At 71.6% G+C, this 15,749-nt stretch carries 8 protein-coding genes; 4 read left to right on the top strand and 4 right to left on the bottom strand.

The genetic code is table 11. From position 1 onward, the window contains the following. Positions 1 to 25: 25 nt before the first annotated feature. On the bottom strand, positions 26 to 655 hold the full coding sequence (locus ACIQ87_RS00070) for a hypothetical protein (protein ID WP_402399112.1): 630 nt from the start codon (positions 653 to 655) through the stop codon (positions 26 to 28). 326 nt (positions 656 to 981) lie between these two features. Further along, positions 982 to 1,605: a hypothetical protein gene (locus tag ACIQ87_RS00065; RefSeq protein WP_402399109.1), complete on the bottom strand. Its 624-nt coding sequence runs from the start codon at positions 1,603 to 1,605 to the stop codon at positions 982 to 984. Positions 1,606 to 1,803: 198 nt separating this feature from the next. Between ACIQ87_RS00065 and ACIQ87_RS00060 the strand changes: the two genes are divergently transcribed. The 3 genes from ACIQ87_RS00060 to ACIQ87_RS00050 all read left to right on the top strand — a co-directional run bounded on the left by ACIQ87_RS00060 (position 1,804) and on the right by ACIQ87_RS00050 (position 6,347). Continuing rightward, positions 1,804 to 3,042, top strand: coding sequence for a cytochrome P450 (locus ACIQ87_RS00060; RefSeq protein ID WP_402399106.1), 1,239 nt, complete (start codon positions 1,804 to 1,806; stop codon positions 3,040 to 3,042). Positions 3,043 to 3,242: 200 nt separating this feature from the next. Next, on the top strand, positions 3,243 to 5,048 hold the full coding sequence (locus tag ACIQ87_RS00055; protein ID WP_402399103.1) for a penicillin-binding transpeptidase domain-containing protein: 1,806 nt from the start codon (positions 3,243 to 3,245) through the stop codon (positions 5,046 to 5,048). A 390-nt stretch (positions 5,049 to 5,438) separates the two neighbouring features. Then, positions 5,439 to 6,347, top strand: coding sequence for a UTP--glucose-1-phosphate uridylyltransferase (locus ACIQ87_RS00050; RefSeq protein ID WP_402399100.1), 909 nt, complete (start codon positions 5,439 to 5,441; stop codon positions 6,345 to 6,347). A 222-nt stretch (positions 6,348 to 6,569) separates the two neighbouring features. Here ACIQ87_RS00050 and ACIQ87_RS00045 read toward each other — a convergent pair whose 3' ends face one another. Next, entirely contained in the window at positions 6,570 to 7,337 is a 768-nt protein-coding gene (locus ACIQ87_RS00045; RefSeq protein ID WP_402399097.1) for a hypothetical protein, read from the bottom strand. 174 nt (positions 7,338 to 7,511) lie between these two features. Between ACIQ87_RS00045 and ACIQ87_RS00040 the strand changes: the two genes are divergently transcribed. Then, positions 7,512 to 7,970, top strand: a complete 459-nt coding sequence (locus ACIQ87_RS00040; protein ID WP_402399094.1) for a hypothetical protein — start codon at positions 7,512 to 7,514, stop codon at positions 7,968 to 7,970. An 81-nt stretch (positions 7,971 to 8,051) separates the two neighbouring features. On the opposite strand, the gene ACIQ87_RS00035 is transcribed toward ACIQ87_RS00040, so the two are convergent. Continuing rightward, the gene (locus ACIQ87_RS00035) at positions 8,052 to 15,686 is read right to left on the bottom strand and encodes a ricin-type beta-trefoil lectin domain protein (protein ID WP_402399092.1); all 7,635 of its coding nucleotides are present in this window, start codon (positions 15,684 to 15,686) and stop codon (positions 8,052 to 8,054) included. Positions 15,687 to 15,749: the final 63 nt, after the last annotated feature.

Raw genomic sequence — 15,749 nt, 5'->3', positions numbered from 1 at the left:
AGCCGTGCCGTGTCCGGGGCGGTGCTCAGCCGGCGTGGAAGGCCACCCGGACGCCGGCGTCGACCGGGAGGACCAGCACGTTGCCGGTCTCCCAGAGCCATCGCCGCGGGATCAGGAACATCCGGTTGTCGGACTGCGCCAGCAGCCGCAGGCCCTCGTAGCGGTAGTGGAAGCGCGACCCGGCCCCCGCGTCCGGCAGCGGCGTCTCCCGCACCCCGGGCCAGTCCAGCGCGAGCCGCTCCGAGGTGTCGAGCAGGACGGCCGGCCGCGCCTGGAGGTTGTGGGAGAGCGTTTCGGCGTCGGCCACCCCCTTCTGCTGGGCGTAGCTGCCGACCGCCCAGTACGCGCACAGCGCGAGGATCGCCACCGTGACGCCCAGCGCCACCCGCTCGCCCGCCACGGGGAACGGCGCGTCGGTGCCCCGCACGTACAGCAGCCGCGCCAGCAGGGCGAGCAGCAGCGCGCCGCCGATCAGCAGTGGGGTGCCCATCGGACCGGCATGGATGACCTCGAACCCCGCCGCCAGGCCGAGCGTCAGCAGCGCGACCATCGGCAGGACGGCGGCGACGCACACCCGGCGCAGCACCCGGGAACCGCCCGCACCGCGGCGGGCGGCGCCGCACACCAGCGGGAACGCCAGGGCGGCCACCAGCACCCCGCTGAGCGCGACCCCGACGGGCAGGTAGAGCGCCGGGGAACTGCGCAGGAGCAGCTCCTGGGTGGAGAAGCCGATCGTCGCGGCGTCGATGCCGAAGTAGCCGTAGAGCGCGTCGGTGTAGGCGTAGCCGAAGAAGAAGAGCAGCGCGGTGACGAAGGTGGTCGGGGCGATCCAGCCCGCGAGCGTGCTGATCCAGCCGCTCCACGGGCTCGCGGCCGGCCGCTCCTCGGCGTCGGACGACCGCTCCTCGGCGTCGGACGACCGCTCCTCGGGATCGGCCGGCCGCTCCCCCTCTTCGGCGGGCCGGTCCTCCCCGGCAGGGCTCAGGGGGTGCTCCCGGTCCCGGTGCCGGTCCCCCCGTTGCTCCGGTACGGGGTTCCGCTCCCGCCGGGGCTCGTCGATCCGCCGGTCGGACCGGTCTTGCCGGTGGTGGGCACGCCCGGACTGGGAGAAGCCGTACCGGTGACCTCCCCCTCGGCCTTGAGCTCCCGGCTCTCCCCGCCGATGGCCACCGTGTAGCAGATCGGTCGAGTCGTCCCGCTCGACGTCGGGAGGGTGAAATCCAGCGGTTCGCTGCCGTCGGCGGTCACGGTCACCGTGGCCTGGCTCGGGGTGGCGTGCTCGGCGTTGTGCGTGCAGTCGGTGACGTCGCTGACGACGGCCTCGACCGGTTTGGGCGAGGAACTCCTCAACGTGACGACGGCCCTCGTACCCCGGCCCCGCGCGGTGGCGGAGACCGCGCCGGCTTCCTGGAAGCTCGCCTGAGTCTCGCGAGCCTTGGTCCGCTGGTCGTCGGGCTGCGGGCTGGTGGCCTGGCCGCTGCCGTTCTGGCCGTTGTTGCCGGAGCCGCCGCCACAGGCTGCCAGGACCGGTACGACCAGGGCGGCCACCAGCCACCGGACCGCTCGGCCGGTCGGGCCGCCTCCGAAGTGCCGGGTCCGGGGCATGCGTTCTCCCATCCGCGCAGCGAGCAAGGGGCCGGTCGGCCCCGCCGCACGGTACCCGGGCGGGTGCCGTGCGGCGGGGTGCCGCGCCGCCCGGGCCACCGCCCGCCGCCCGGTCGGCGCAACCCCGGGCCGGGGGCGCCCTGCCATAGAGTCGGTCCGGCACGGACGCACCGTCAGCAGACCGGAAGGAAACACCCCGTGAGCACGGACACCCGCCCGGTACCGGAACTGGCCGCCGAGGTCGTCGAGCAGTGGCGGGCCGAGGAGGCCGAGCTCGTCGACCTGCTGGCCCGCACCCAGCGCGGCGTCGGTGGCGTCGCCGCCTTCCGGCTCGGCCCGACGCCGACCGTCCTGGTCACGGACCCGGCCGCCGTGCAGCACGTGCTGGGCCGCCATCCGGACCGGTACGTCAAGCGCTCGCACCGCGCCCGGATGCTGGTCGGGGACGGCGTGCTGTCCGCCTCCGGGGACGCCTGGAAGCGTCAACGGCGGCTGCTGCAGTCGCAGTTCACCGGCACCGGGATGCGCCGCTACGAGCGGCGGATCGCCGCGGCGGCCCAGCGCACCGCCGAGCGCTGGGCGGGGTACCGGCGCACCGGGGAGACCTTCGACCTCGGCGAGGAGATGCGCCGCTTCGCCCTGGACACCGTCTGGCGGGCTCTCACCGGGCTGCCGCTGGACGACCGGACGGACCACGAACTCCGGTCGGTGGAGCGGGTCGTGGCCGCGATGCCGAAACTGCCGACCGACGCGGCGGACGCCCGGGACGCCGTCGCCGGGGACCTCGCCCGGATCGACGCGGTGGCCCACGCGGCGATCGACGCGGCGCGTTCGGCCGGCCCGACCGAGGAGCCCGGAGTGCTCCGGGTGCTGGTCGAGGCGGGCGAGCGGTACCCCGAGTACACCGACCGGCTGATCCGTGACGAGCTGGTCACCCTGCTCGTCGCCGGCCACGAGACCACGGCCACCACGCTCACCTGGCTCTTCCTGCTGCTCGACCGCCACCCCGGGGCCCGGACGGCCGATCCGCAGGCGCTGGTGAGCGAGACCCTGCGGCTCTACCCCTCCGCCTGGCTGCTCCCGCGGCACGCCGTCGAGGACGACGTCATCGCCGGGCACCGCGTCGCCGCCGGGACGGACGTGCTGGTCTGCCCCTACCTCACCCACCGCGACCCGGCGCTGTGGCCCGACCCGGAGCGCTTCGACCCGGACCGCTTCGCCCCCGGCGCGGACCGCCCCGGGCAGCTCGGCGCGTACTTCCCGTTCGGTCTCGGCGCCCGCGCCTGCCTGGGCACCCGGTTCGCGCTGCGCGAGACCACGGCGCTGCTGGACCTCCTGCTGCCGATGGGGCCCCTGGCGTTCCGCTCACGGCCGGCGGGAGCGGCGTACAGCATCACGGTGCGGCCGGACGGGCCGACGCCGGCGGTGCTGGGCTGAAGCGGGCCCGAAGACGTGTGCAACCTTCCGGGCCCGCGCCGCATTGAAGGGGTGGACCGGCCCGGCTGTCGACCGCTCACCCGTCTCGGCATAGGCTGATCCGCGCCCGAACGGACTTTCGTCCGGCATCGGGCCCGCGGGCCGATCCGCCGAATGGGACAGGCCCGCAGCAGACGAAGGATCGCAGGGGGGACGGAAGCGTGTTCGAGGAGCACAGGGACGACAGGCACAACGGTCACCAGGAGTACGACCGGCTCGCCGACGACGACGTCGAGTACGACCTCGACGGCCTGGACGGCCTGGACGACCTGGACGGCCTGGACGGCCACGGGGACGGCGCCGGCGGGGGCCGGCGCGGCTCGACCACGCGCCGGGTCGTGATGGTGACGGCCGGCGGGGTGTTCGCCGCCCTGCTGGCGGTCGGTGGCTACGGCGCCTACAACGTGCTGGACGCCGTGACGGACAACGGCCCCTCCGGCGGCGGCCACCAGGGCTCCGCCACCGTGGCGAAGGCCCCACAGGACCCGCCGACCGCCGAGCAGGCCGAGGCGGCGGCCAAGGAGTTCCTGGCGGCCTGGAGCCGCGGCGACATCGCCGCCGCGGCCGGCCTCACGGACCACCCGGAGACCGCCCGCGCCGCACTGGCCACGTTCGACGAGCAGGTGGGCGCCCGCTCGCTCGCGCTGACCGGGACGGGCCGCGCGCCGGCCGACACCCCGAGCGAGCCGGCCCTCGGCTTCCGGGTGAAGGCGGAGTTCGAGGGCATCCCGGACGCCTGGGAGTACGACAGCGTGTTGAGTTTCGTCCGCTCCCAGGACGGGCGGCCCGTGGTGCGCTGGAAGCCCACGGTGATCCACCCCCAGCTCGCCCCGGGCAGGACCATCGCGGTGAAGGCGCTGCCCACCGCCGTCGCCAAGCCCACCGACCGCAAGGGCCGGCCGCTCGACGCCTTCCCCTCGCTGCGCGCCGTCCTCCCCCAGATCACCCCGCCGGAGGGCGACACCACCGCGCCCGGCCGGGCCGTGGTGCTCTCGGGCTCGGGCGGCAGCGGCGCGGAGACGGAGCAGCTGTTCGTGCTGACCCCGCCGACCGCCCCGAAGGTCAGGCTCACCCTGGACGCCGACCTCCAGCAGGCGGCCGAGGACGCCGTCAAGCAGCAGTCGGCGAACGGCAATCCGGCCTCGCTGGTGGCCGTCGAGCCGAGCACCGGCTTCATCCTGGCGATGGCGTACGCCCCGCAGGGCGGCTTCAACCGCGCGATCGCCGGCGGCCAGGCGCCCGGCTCGACGATGAAGGTGATCACCTCGGCCGCCCTGCTGGAGGCCGGGGTGAGCCCGGACACCGTGGTGCCGTGCAAGGCCACCACCAACTCCCCGCGCGCCTGGCACAACGACGAGCCCGGCGACTTCCCGTCCTACACGCTCGCCGACGACTTCTCCCACTCCTGCAACACCGGCTTCATCGACAAGGGCCTGGAGAAGCTCCAGCCCGGCACGCTGGGCACGGTGGCCCGCGAGCAGTTCGGTCTCGGTCTGGAGTGGCACATCGGCGTCCCGAGCCGGGACGTCACCATCCCGCCGCCGGGGAACAGGGACGAGGCCGCGGCCGAGTACATCGGCCAGGGCCGGATCCAGGCCAACTCGCTGGCGATGGCCTCGGTCGCCGCGACCGTGCAGAGCGGAACGTTCCGCCAGCCGGTGCTGCGCGAGGACGTGAAGCGGGTGACGGCGCCCGGCAAACTCCCCGCCGACGTCGCCCGGGACCTGCGCGCCATGATGGCGAAGACCGCCACCCAGGGCACCGCCCGCACCCCGATGGCCGGACTGTCCGGGCAGATCGGCGCCAAGACCGGCACCGTCGAGGCCGGCGGCCAGGCGAACAACAGCTGGTTCATCGCCTACCGCGGCGACCTCGCCGTCGCGGCCGAGGTCGAGGGCGGCGGGCACGGCTTCAGCGCGGCAGGCGTGGCGGCGGCGCAGGTGCTGAAGACGGGCAACAAGGGCTGACGGCCTCGGGCCGGCCCGGGCGAGGGCCCGGCCGGCCGGCCGCCGACCTACGCTCCGGCAAGGGTCGGCAGCATCGCGAAGAAGACCATGTCCTCCTCGACCGACCCCTGTCGCCGCAGATCCAGTGTCATTTTCCCCTCCGGCTCCCCTGATGGGCCGCTACAAAGTGACGGGTGTTCACACCTCGGGGCCGGGGGCAGCGCAACGCGGAGGACGGGACTCCGGTGCGGCACCCGGGGACGGCCACCGGGGGCCGACTCCCGTACGCCGCCGGGAGGCCAACTCCCGTACGTCAACGGTCCACTCGACGCCGCGTCGGCTCTTGGTAGCGTCTGCGGTGCCGCCGCGTCACCCCCGGCGCAGCTCCACCGCCGAACGAGAGGGCGTCACATGGCCCCCAGGACGATCCGCCGAGCCGTCATCCCCGCCGCGGGCCTCGGCTCCCGCCTCCTGCCGCTGACCAAGGCCACGCCGAAGGAGATGCTGCCGGTCGGCGACAAGCCGGTGATCGAGCACACCGTGCGCGAGCTGGTCGAGAGCGGCATCACCGACATCACCATCGTCGTGAACGGCGACAAGGGCCTGATCCAGGAACACTTCCGCCCCAACCCCGTCCTGGTCGAGCAGCTGCGCCGGGACGGCAAGGCGGCCTTCGCCGCGGCGGTCGAGGAGGTCGGCGAGCTGTCCCGCAAGGGCCACATCAGCTACCTCTACCAGCACGGCCCGTACGGCAACGGCACCCCGGTGCTCAACGCCGCCCGCCACTTCGGCGACGAGCCCTGCCTGGTGCTCTGGCCCGACGACGTCTTCGTGGCGGAGGTCCCCCGCGCACAGCAGCTGATCCGGGCGTACGAGCAGACCAACGCGCCGGTGCTCGCGCTGATGCCGATGGCTCCCGAGGATTCCTACCGCTACGGCGTGCCGGTGGTGAAGGAGGACCTGGGCGGCGGCTCGCTGCGGATCACCGGCCTGGTCGAGAAGCCGAAGCCGGCCGACGCGCCCTCCTCGTACGCGGCGATCGGCGGCTACGTGATCACCCCCGGCATCGTCGACGAGCTGCGCGAACTCACCCTCCGGTGGCACGAGAAGCCCGAGGACGAGGTCTACCTGACCGACGCCATCAACGCCTACGCGGCCCGGCGGGCGGTCTACGGGCAGGTCATCGCCGGCACCTGGTACGACACCGGCAACCCCGCCGCGTACCTGCGCGCCCAGTTCGCCGCCGCGCTGGCCAACCCCGAGTACGGCCCCGAGCTGCGCCGGCTCGCCGCGGAGCTCTCCCCGGCGGCCGCCCGGTAGGGCCGGGGGCACGCTCGCCCCAGGCCCTGACCGGCGAGGGCCGCCTCGCCGGTCAGTAGTCCTGCAGGTCGTCTCGACCCGGGGCTGCGGCCCACCGCTTGCAGCACACGGACAGCGCCCGAACAGGCCACTGTCACCGCCGGCAGGACACCGTCGGCGCGCCGACAGGACAGCGGGGCCGCCACCTCGGTGGTGGCGGCCCCGCTCCGCTGGTGCTCGGTGTCACGAATGGAATCGGACGCGGACGATGAGGGCGTCGTCCGGCAGTTCGCGGAGGTACCGGTCCGCGAAGTCGAAGTACGCGTCGGCGGCGATCGGTTGCTCCGGCGTGGGGGCGTACTCGAAGCAGTCGGTCCACCGGCCGTCGAGGGTGACCAGGACGTTCGTGGTCTGGACCCGTACAGCGGCTCGATGTGCGTACTGCTCGCGGCTCTCGCCGAAGCGCCAGACGGGATCCGAGTCCCTGGTCCATGCCGGGGCGTTCGGGTCGGACTGCCGCCAGGCGACAAGAGCGCGCATGAGCGGTTGTTCCCTGAACGCCTGATAGGGCGAGCCGACGGCGGGGGGAGCCGACGGGCCGCGTTCGGACATCGCCCGAAGGGAGCGCGCGGGCGGGAACCGCGCGGCAAACGCCGACCAGTCGTCCCACTCCCGGGCAGCGGCGACGGCTGCGGCCGTGCGCTCGGTGTCGAGGTCGAGGAGGCCTCGGGGTCCGCCGTCGCACCGGTGCGCGGGCTGTGCCGGGCGCGGGGAGCCGTCCAGCCAGATGGGGCTGCGGATCAGTCGCGGGTCGTTCTCATGGCCCGGGCGGACGGCCAGGCCCCGCTCACCGTCGCCCCCGTAGACGTGCCACCAGTCCCATTCGCCCTGCCAGCGGCCGTCCACCGGCTGGGCGTCGTGCGCGAAGGGGGCGAGGGCCTCGGTGAGGGCGGCCGTCACATCGTCGGCGGCCGTCTCGTCCAGGCAGACCGTGGCGATGTCCCTGGGCATGCCTTCTCCTTGTGCGGAAGGGGTGCTACGGCGGCCGCTGCCCGCCGCCTATGGCTCCCCGACGAGGAGTCAGTATCGATTGGGGTATACACCGTCTGGTACAACATCCGTATGTCTTTTCACGAGGACCTCAGCTGGTACTCTCCCACATCGCGCCCAGACGTCTTCACGGACATGACCAAGGGATACGGCTGGGTCAACTTCCAGCCGGATTACCGACGAGTCAACGTGGGCTGGCTCGCCGCGGGCCACCCGTACACCGAGGAGCCACCGTCGGAGGATCTCGTCCAAAAGCTCGCGCAGCTTCGGCGACTACAGGGCGTCAACGAGACGATGTCCCCGTTTCACTGCGAATTCTGCCCGCCCTGTGACACCGTGGAGGCGAACCCCGGCCCCCTTCCGGGGAATCGGGAGCACAGCGACGGGTTCGGAGAGATCCGCGTACCGGGATCGCCGGGGACTGTTTTCGCCGCACCGACTTTGATCTCCCACTATGTGGCCGACCATCACTATCGTCCACCCCAGGAGTTCATCGACGCCGTGCTCGCCTTCGATCCGGTACAGGACACGTCACCGCTGCACCCGTGGGCACACTTTCCATGGATTCCCGACGACGCGGAGTACGAGGAGTAAAGGGTCAGCGCGACACGCCGCCTGGAAATGCGCCGCCCCTCGAAGCGAGGGGCGGCGCATTTCCGTCGTCAGATCAGGCGTCTACTGGAATCTTCTGACCGACTGGCACGCGGCCCAGTGGCACGTCCCGGCGCCCGGCTTGATCAGGTCGGACAGAAGGGTCGGCTCATCCACGATCTCCGATCCCACCCGGTACGCGAACGGTAGACCCGTGTCCGGCCGCATCCCGAGCGGGTGCAGGGTGAAGTTCGGCATCACTTCGCCCGACTTGTACACGGCCACCGGGGAAGGCGCGGTCGGCGAGGCGCCCGCGACCTTGTGTCCGTCGTAGTAGTGGAGCTTCGTACCGAATTCGCCATACACCACGAAGGTCGTTCCCTCGGGAACGATGATGGTACCGTCTGCCGGATGGTAGGAACCATGCCCCTGGAAAACCACCTCTCCGTCCGGACGGAATCCGCCGACAGGGGTGGCGCCTCCCGACCGTCCCTTCGGAGCCGACGGCTCGGCGGATTCAGCGGCAGCCTTCCGGCCCTTCTTCCCCTTGGGTGAGAGATACGGTCCTTCATCGTCCGCGGCGGCTCCGGAAGAGCCCTTGGGAGCACTCGGACCACCGTCTCCACCTGCCTTCGGCGAAGGCTTGGGCTGCCGCTCCGAGAACGGAATCCCTCGGTCGTCGACCTTCGAGCGGCTGAGCCCCTTGTAGAGATTCTTGAAACCATTCGTGACACGGCTGAACCAACCACCGCCGCCCCCGCTCGCCGCGGCTTCCAGCGGGCCGGCGGCGGACATCGCTCCAGCCAGCTTTTTGACACCCGCGGTGACGAGCGATTTGATCGCGCCACCGAGGAAGACCGTGCCGAATCCGGCGCGAGCGTTGTTGTAGGAGATCGAGTCGTCACTGACTCCGAAGAATTCCTTGGCAGGTCCGCGGTCATCGAAGGTGATGTACTCGTGTCCGCCTTCGCCCTTCCTGGGCAGATGGCCGGTCGCGCACCCCTCCAGGCAGATGACCGTGTCGATCGCGCCGACGAGGGCGTCGCACCAGTCACACAGGCCCGACGGGTCGCTCCTGGTGACCGGGTTGTTCCCGCTGTAGGCGTAGCCGCCCATCTCGTTGGGGTCGCCGGCCTGGAAGATCGGGTCGACGGAGAGGAAGCGTCCCAGGGACGGGTCGTAGTTGCGGGCGCCCAGCAGGTTCAGCCCGCTGCCGCTGTCGACGGGCTTGCCGAGGTAGCCGCGGTTGTCGGCCCACGAGGTGGGGACGGGACCGCGGGGGCTGCCGTACGGATCGAAGGCCCTCCGGGTGATGCCCTTGGTCGCGGCGTCGATCTGGAGGGTGGAGGTGTTCTGGGGGTTGGTCAGTTCGTAGGTGAGACTCCCACTGCTGGAGCGGACGGCCGCGGTGCCGTCGGGGTTGGGGTAGTAGCGCTTGCCGGAGACGGTGGTGCCGTCGGGCGAGAGGGTGAGCTGTTCGGTGCCCCCGAACAGGTAGAGGATGGTGCCCTCGGAGCCGCGCTGGACGAGCAGCTCCCCGTTGGCGTCGTAGAGGTACCGCGAGGTGCTGGTGCCTACCCCGCTCGGGTTGGTGACGGTCTCGGTGCGGCCTTCGGCGTTGTAGGTGAAGGTCTGGGTCGCACCGGTGGTGGGCTGGGTGCCCGCAGGACCCCACTTCTGGTTGGGGCCCTGGTTGCAGGTGTAGAGCATCACCCGTGTGCCGGGCGTGCTGCTGGCCCACGGGATGTCCACGCACAGGCCGGACGCCGCGGTGAGCAGCGCGCCGTCGGTGCCGATGCGCCACTGCTGACTGCCGTCGGCGCTGTCACACGCCCACAGTTCGAGTTGGGAGCCGGAGTTGGTGTTGCCCCCGACCGGCCGCAGACACGCGCCCAGCACGCGCACCGTGCCGTCCTGGCCTACGGTCCACTGCTGGGACGCCCCGTCGTGGCAGGCCCAGGTCTGCACCGCGGTGCCGTTGTCACTGCGGCCACCCGCGGCGTCGAGGCAGAGCGGAGTGGTCCCGGTCGCGACGCCGGAGGGCAGGGTGGTCGTGGCGATGGTGGTGCGGCTGGTGGTGTTCCCCTGCGCGTCGTACTGCGGGGTCAGGGTGCTGGTGTAGGACGGGCCGCTGGGCGCGTTGGCGCTGGAGGACCAGTGCTGGTTGGCCGCGTTGGCGCCGTTGCAGTAGTACAGCGCCAACTGGACGCCGAGGTTGCCGTTCCACCCCGGGATGTCCAGGCAGAGCGAGGAGGCGCTGTGCACGAGGGCACCGTCGGCCCCGTCCTGCCACTTCTGGTTGTCGCTGCCGTCGCAGGTGGCGAGCTCGATGCCCCAGCCGACGAGACCGGCGGCGGGCCGCATGCACTTGCCGAGCGCCCGCACGGTGCCGTCGCCGGGCCGGGTCCAGCGCTGGGCCGGGCTGCCGTTGCAGTTGGTCGTCTCGACGGCCGTACCGTCGGCCGTCAGGCCGTTGCGGACGTCCAGGCACAGCGTCACGCCACCGGCACCGGCCATGGCCGATGCGATCGTCGTGGTCTGCTGTCCGGTGCGGGAGGTGACGCTGGTGGCCGCATTCGGCTTCGCGGCCTGGGTGGTGCCGTTGCCCGGGTAGACGCTGGTCTGGGTGACGTCGCGGTAGGTGTCGCCACCCACGTCGTGCCGGACCGTCTGGGTGCGGTCGCCGAGCAGGTTGTACTGGAAGCTCTGCCAGTACGGGGCCGGCCCGCCGATGGTCACCCAGCTCGGGTCGGAGTTGTTGCAGTGCGAGACCTGACCGGCCCCCGGCGCGCTGACGCCCTGGGTGTCGGTCCAGGCCTCCGCCAGGCGGTTCAGGCCGTCGTAGCGGAAGCACTGGGTGTCATAGGCCTGGTCCGTACCCCCGGAGGACTGCAGCTCGGACGCGCTGGTGAGGTTGCCGACCTGGTCGTAACCGTAGGTGGTGAACGAGACCGGGTTGGCGTCGGCCTGCTGCAGTTTGACGCTGCTGGTGGTCAGGCGGCCCGTGGTGTCGTCGTACGTACGGGCCGTGCGCAGCAGTTCCCCACGCGTTCCGTACTGCGACAGCAGGAGCTGGCCGAGCGGGTTGTAGTTGGCCAGGTCGAGCAGCTTGGTGTTCTCGGTGCCGGAGCCGACGACCTCGCCCATCAGGTCACGGGTGAGCCCCAGCTTCTCTGCGGGCAGGCCACCGTCCGCCCCGTATCCGGTACCGGCGAGCAGACCGAGGTTGTCGGTGTAGTAGGCGGCCTGCGTGTAGTCACCGGCGAGTTTGCCCTCGGCGGCCGGGACCGTGGTGGTGACGGACTTGGGCTGGTAGCGATCGTTGTAGCTGTCGATCCTGTTCACATAGGCGCTGCTGCTGGCGCCGCCCTTGCCTCCCACGTATCGGATTTCCGAACTCGGCAACCCCTTGAGAAGGCCGTCGTACGTGAATTCGGCGAGCTGCTTGGAGGGGTCGCCGATGTCGGTGCCCTCGAAGCGGCCGGTGAGGCGGCCGATCAGGTCGTAGGAGTACGAGAGCTGCTTGCCGCGCCCGTCGGTGGTGGTGGTGACACGGTCGAATTCGTCGTACGCCGTCGTACTGGCGCCGGAGTCCGGGTCGGACTGCGAGATCCGGTTGCCCCGGAGGTCGTAGCCGTACGACCAGGTGTTGCCGGCATTGTCGGCGACGGTGGCGAGGAGGCCACGGGTGTCGTAGGTGAATCGGGTGGTGGCGTCACCGGTGCCCGCCCCGCCGTGCAATACGGAGGTCGAGGTACGGCCCGCCGCGTCGACGTAGACCGTGCTCGGGGTGCCTCCGTTGGGCGGCGTGGTGTCGGTCCGCTCGGCACCCGGATATGCGGTCACCGTCTGCCAGAGCTCGGTCGCCTTGGCGTAGAGCTTGCTGGCGATCACCCGGCCCGTGCCGTCGTAGACCGTCCTGGTCTGCGAGGGAACGGTGTTGTCGTCCTCTTCGAACAAGGTCGTGCCGGGGCCGGTGGTCGGGTCGGACCACGCGGCGGTGGTCTTGCTGACCTGCCCGTGGCCGTCGTAGCGAGTGGAGGAGACGACGCGGCCGGCCGCGCCGTTGGCAGGCGTGGTCTGGGTCTGGCGGGGCGCCAGGAAGCCGTCGTAGATGGTGACGTCGGTCCGGTAGGTACCGTTCTCCAACTGCGTCGAGGTCGTGACGGACGGCGGGAGCGCCCGGCTGGCCGGGTTCTGGTCGACCCCGTGCATCTCGTACCCGAAGGTCCGATCAGCCTTCTTGCCCGCGTCCTTGCTGTTCCCGGGCAGCCAGACGGCAGTGCGCCGCCCGAGCGCATCATAGGTCGAGTCGGTGACCCTGCCGTTGGCGTCGATCGTCCGGGTGGCCAGGCTCCGGCCGGGTGCCAGGACGGTCTTCGCGGTCCAGCCGAGCGGGTTGGTCGCCGACACCTCGGTCGGCACGGTACCGCTGACCGGGGTGTACGACATCTGGGAGACCGCGCCCCGCCCGTCCACGGCGCGGACGACGCGGCCGTAGGAGTCGAAGGCCTGGGCGGCGACTGTCTGGTAGGTGGGGTTGCCCTGCTGGTCGTACGCCTTCACGACCTGGGTCGCGGTGACCTCACCGAGTGTCGTGCCGTTCTGGCCGAGGACCTCCGGCGCACCGGGGTTGGCGGGGTCGGCACTGCCGTCGTAGATCTGCCGCTTGTCGGTGAGAATCGTGCCGGCGGACGGCGTCGTGCCGCACGCACCCGCCACGGTCAGTGTCCTGACGGGGTAGGCCACCATCATCGGGTTGCTCGCCGGCGGCTTCGCGTACGTCGTGCTGGTGCACGTCTGGTCGGTCGGCACCGTGATGTCGGACTGGGAGGTGGCCGTCGTCGGACGCGCGAGGTCGTCGAAGGCCATGGTGCTCCGGCTGGTGCGCCACGTGGTTCCGTCGGACAGCAGCGCGCTCGTCCGGAAGCCGGCCGCCTCCGTTCGCCGCGCCTCCAGGGCCGGCAGCGTGGCGAGTGTGGCGCCCTTCTTGGAGCTCCAGGCGGTGCGCTTGCGGCTGGCGGTGGACTTGACAGTCGGTGCGTCCGCGAGCTCCTTCGCGATCACGGTACCGCCGGCCTGGCTGTAGGTGTCGGTCTCCTGCGCCAGCCCCGCCAGCCAGGGGCTGTCGGCCAGTTCCTCACCGAGGGAGTTCTTCAGCTTCGGCACCTGCCGCAGGGTGCCGTTGGCCAGATAGTCTCCGTCCATTCCCTGCAGGTAGGAAACGACTGTCCTGCTGATCGGGTCCGGGGCCGCGCCACCGGTGGTGGTGACCGTGCGGAAGCCGCGGAAGTCGTTCCAGGTGCGGAACTGGTCGTCGGTCAGATCCGAGTCATCGCGATGCCAGGCCGCTCCAGCGTATTCGTAACTGGTGGTCCGAGTCGGCGAGTTGGCCTTGGTGGTGTCCGAGACCTCGACCTGCTTGACCACGGTCTTGTTGAACCAGTCGGCCAGTGGTGCGGCATAGCCGGCCGGAGTCCAGTAGGCCGGGTAGCAGGCCATCTGGTTGTTGTCCGCCGAGGCCGGGATCCTGCCCTTGGTGCGGTCGCACTCCGCGTCGCGGTAGGTGACCACGACCGACGTTCCGGACTCGGTGTTCACACCGATGATGCGCGGGCGGTACAGCGGCGGGGCGCCGGTGTCGGTGCCGTTGACGCGGTTGTCGATCTCGGTGCCCGCGAAGGTGGTCGGGTCGAGCTTGATCTCGGCACCACCGGTGGAGGGGTCCTGCGCGGTGTGCTGGATCTTCGACAGCCACATCACCGACTGGAGGCCACCGACGTTCTGCTTGTCGGGGGTCTTGCCGGTGACCGGGTCCATGATCCCGCCCGCGTCCGAGAAGACCTGCGTCAGCTCGTACTTGTCCACGGGCTGCCAGCCGCTCTGCGCGCGCAGTTCGGTGCGGACGGCCGTCAGACGCTTGGTGGTCCAGAAGGTCGGCGAGCCGGGCCGGCAGACATTGGAGCCGGTGCCGGTGGTCGTCCAGCCGTCCTGGCAGGCCAGGTCGTACGGGACGTCCGGCCAGTTCGAGGCGGTGGAGCCGCTGAGGTTCTCCGGCTTGCAGACGTCCGGGGAGGTCACGCAGCGCTCGGCGGTGTCGAAGAGGACCCGGGCCGAGGGCTCGCGGCCGGCGAGTGCGTCGGCGAGCTGGTAGCCGTAGGAGATCCTGGTCAGGTAGCCGCCGCGGGTGTACGCGGTGAGGGTGCCGTTGCTGCCGGCGGCGGCCTGGCCGCCGCCCATCGCGTAGCGGTTGCTCTCGCCGGCCCAGTCGTAGCGCTGCACATTGCCGTGCGGGTCCACGATGAAGTCCAGGTTGAAGCGCCAGCCGGGCTGCTGGTCGCACTGGGATCCCGCGCCCTTGGCAGCGCTGTAGCACGGGTCGCCGCTGTTGGGGTGGTAGACCGGCACGCCCCAGGCGCTGTTGGTGGCGCCGTCGGAGGTGGTGCCGGGCGCGTGGTTGAGGCCCAGGTAGTAGGCGGTGCCGTCGGTGGTGGTGACCTTGAAGTACTCGCCCTGCCAGAGGCCGTTGGCCGCGCCGGTCAGCCGCTCGACGCGGGTGCCGTCGTCGTTCTGGAGGTGGTACAGGCCGTTGTCGTCGCGTACCAGCTCACCGGTGCGCCCGCCGAGCGAGATGGTCGCGGTCCATCCGGCCCAGCACTGGTCGCCGGACTTGTCGATGCCCGCGCTCTTGCACGGCCGGTAGGAGCGCTCGATGAATCCGGGGCTGTACGACCAGCCGTCCCCGATCCATGAAGCCTGCGAGTTGCGCGCCGAGGTCTGGCCGTCGACGCTCTGGGAGTTGTACGACAGGGCCACGCCGGGCGCGGCACCGGTCACCGCTGGAGGCATGGTGACCGGATAGCTGTAGGTGAAAGCACCGGAGGCGGTCTGCGCCCACGAACCGGAGGCGGACAGGTCGGTCGCGGTGTAGGACCCCTGAGAGCCATTGGGCGTGGACTCCGCCGCCACGGCGATCCCGCCCGCCACGGAGGCGAGCGAGTCGAGCTTCATGGCGGGCACCTGGTCGGGCGAGGCCTTCGCGGCCGGGGCCGCGCCGTCGCCCGGTACCGCCAGGGTGCCGCTGATCGTCTTGGCGACCGGGTCGATGACGGAGTCGAGCGGCTGCCTGGTCCGGCACTCGGCCTGCTCGGGCGTGGTCAGCGCACATGCGGGCATGGCGACCAGGTGGAGCCGGGAGGCCCAGCCACCGCCGAACGCGTCGGCTATCGCGCTGTAGTCCAGCGACACGTCGAGGCCCGCCGCGTCGTGGCCGCCGTCGGTGCGCTTCAGTCCCACGAGGAGGCCGTCGACGTTCGCCTTCTCGGTCTGGCCGCGGTCGGCGACGGTGACCTCGACCGAGGAGGGCCGGCCGATCCCGGCGGCGCCGCCAGCCGCGGCCTTGGCCTTCTCGCCGACGCGGTCCGCCGGCGCGGCGCCGAGTCGGACCGGGGTCGCCCCGGCCTGGACGGGAGCGCCTGCGTTCCCCTTGTCCAGGAGGGCCGGACCGGACGTCAGGTCGACCGCGACCGTGGCCCGGCCGGGCCATCGGACGGGGCCGGGCTTGTGCTCGGCGAGGTCCCGGGCTCCGGCCGGGCGCGGAAAGTCCTTCCGGGCCGCTTTGCCATCGGCGTTGTGTCCGCCGACCCGCGGCAGCTGCGGCAGCTTTTCCTTGTCCTGCCCGGCCGCCTGTGCCACGAAGGCCGTTTCCGAGCCGACCATTGGAACTACCAGTGAAATGACGGTAGTTAGTGCGGCGGCCGTCAGGGCCTTTCGCCGCCTTCC

The organism is Kitasatospora sp. NPDC096204, from assembly GCF_044763205.1.
Lineage (GTDB): Bacteria > Actinomycetota > Actinomycetes > Streptomycetales > Streptomycetaceae > Kitasatospora.
This window is presented reverse-complemented; position numbering and strand designations above follow the sequence as displayed.

Bases quoted from the DNA above. Each gene is read 5' to 3' on its own strand.
- ACIQ87_RS00065 (WP_402399109.1), bottom strand. From the start codon at position 1,605: ATGCCCCGGACCCGGCACTTCGGAGGCGGCCCGACCGGCCGAGCGGTC.
- ACIQ87_RS00050 (WP_402399100.1), top strand. From the start codon at position 5,439: ATGGCCCCCAGGACGATCCGCCGAGCCGTCATCCCCGCCGCGGGCCTC.
- ACIQ87_RS00045 (WP_402399097.1), bottom strand. From the start codon at position 7,337: ATGCCCAGGGACATCGCCACGGTCTGCCTGGACGAGACGGCCGCCGAC.
- ACIQ87_RS00040 (WP_402399094.1), top strand. From the start codon at position 7,512: ATGACCAAGGGATACGGCTGGGTCAACTTCCAGCCGGATTACCGACGA.
- ACIQ87_RS00035 (WP_402399092.1), bottom strand. From the start codon at position 15,686: ATGGTCGGCTCGGAAACGGCCTTCGTGGCACAGGCGGCCGGGCAGGAC.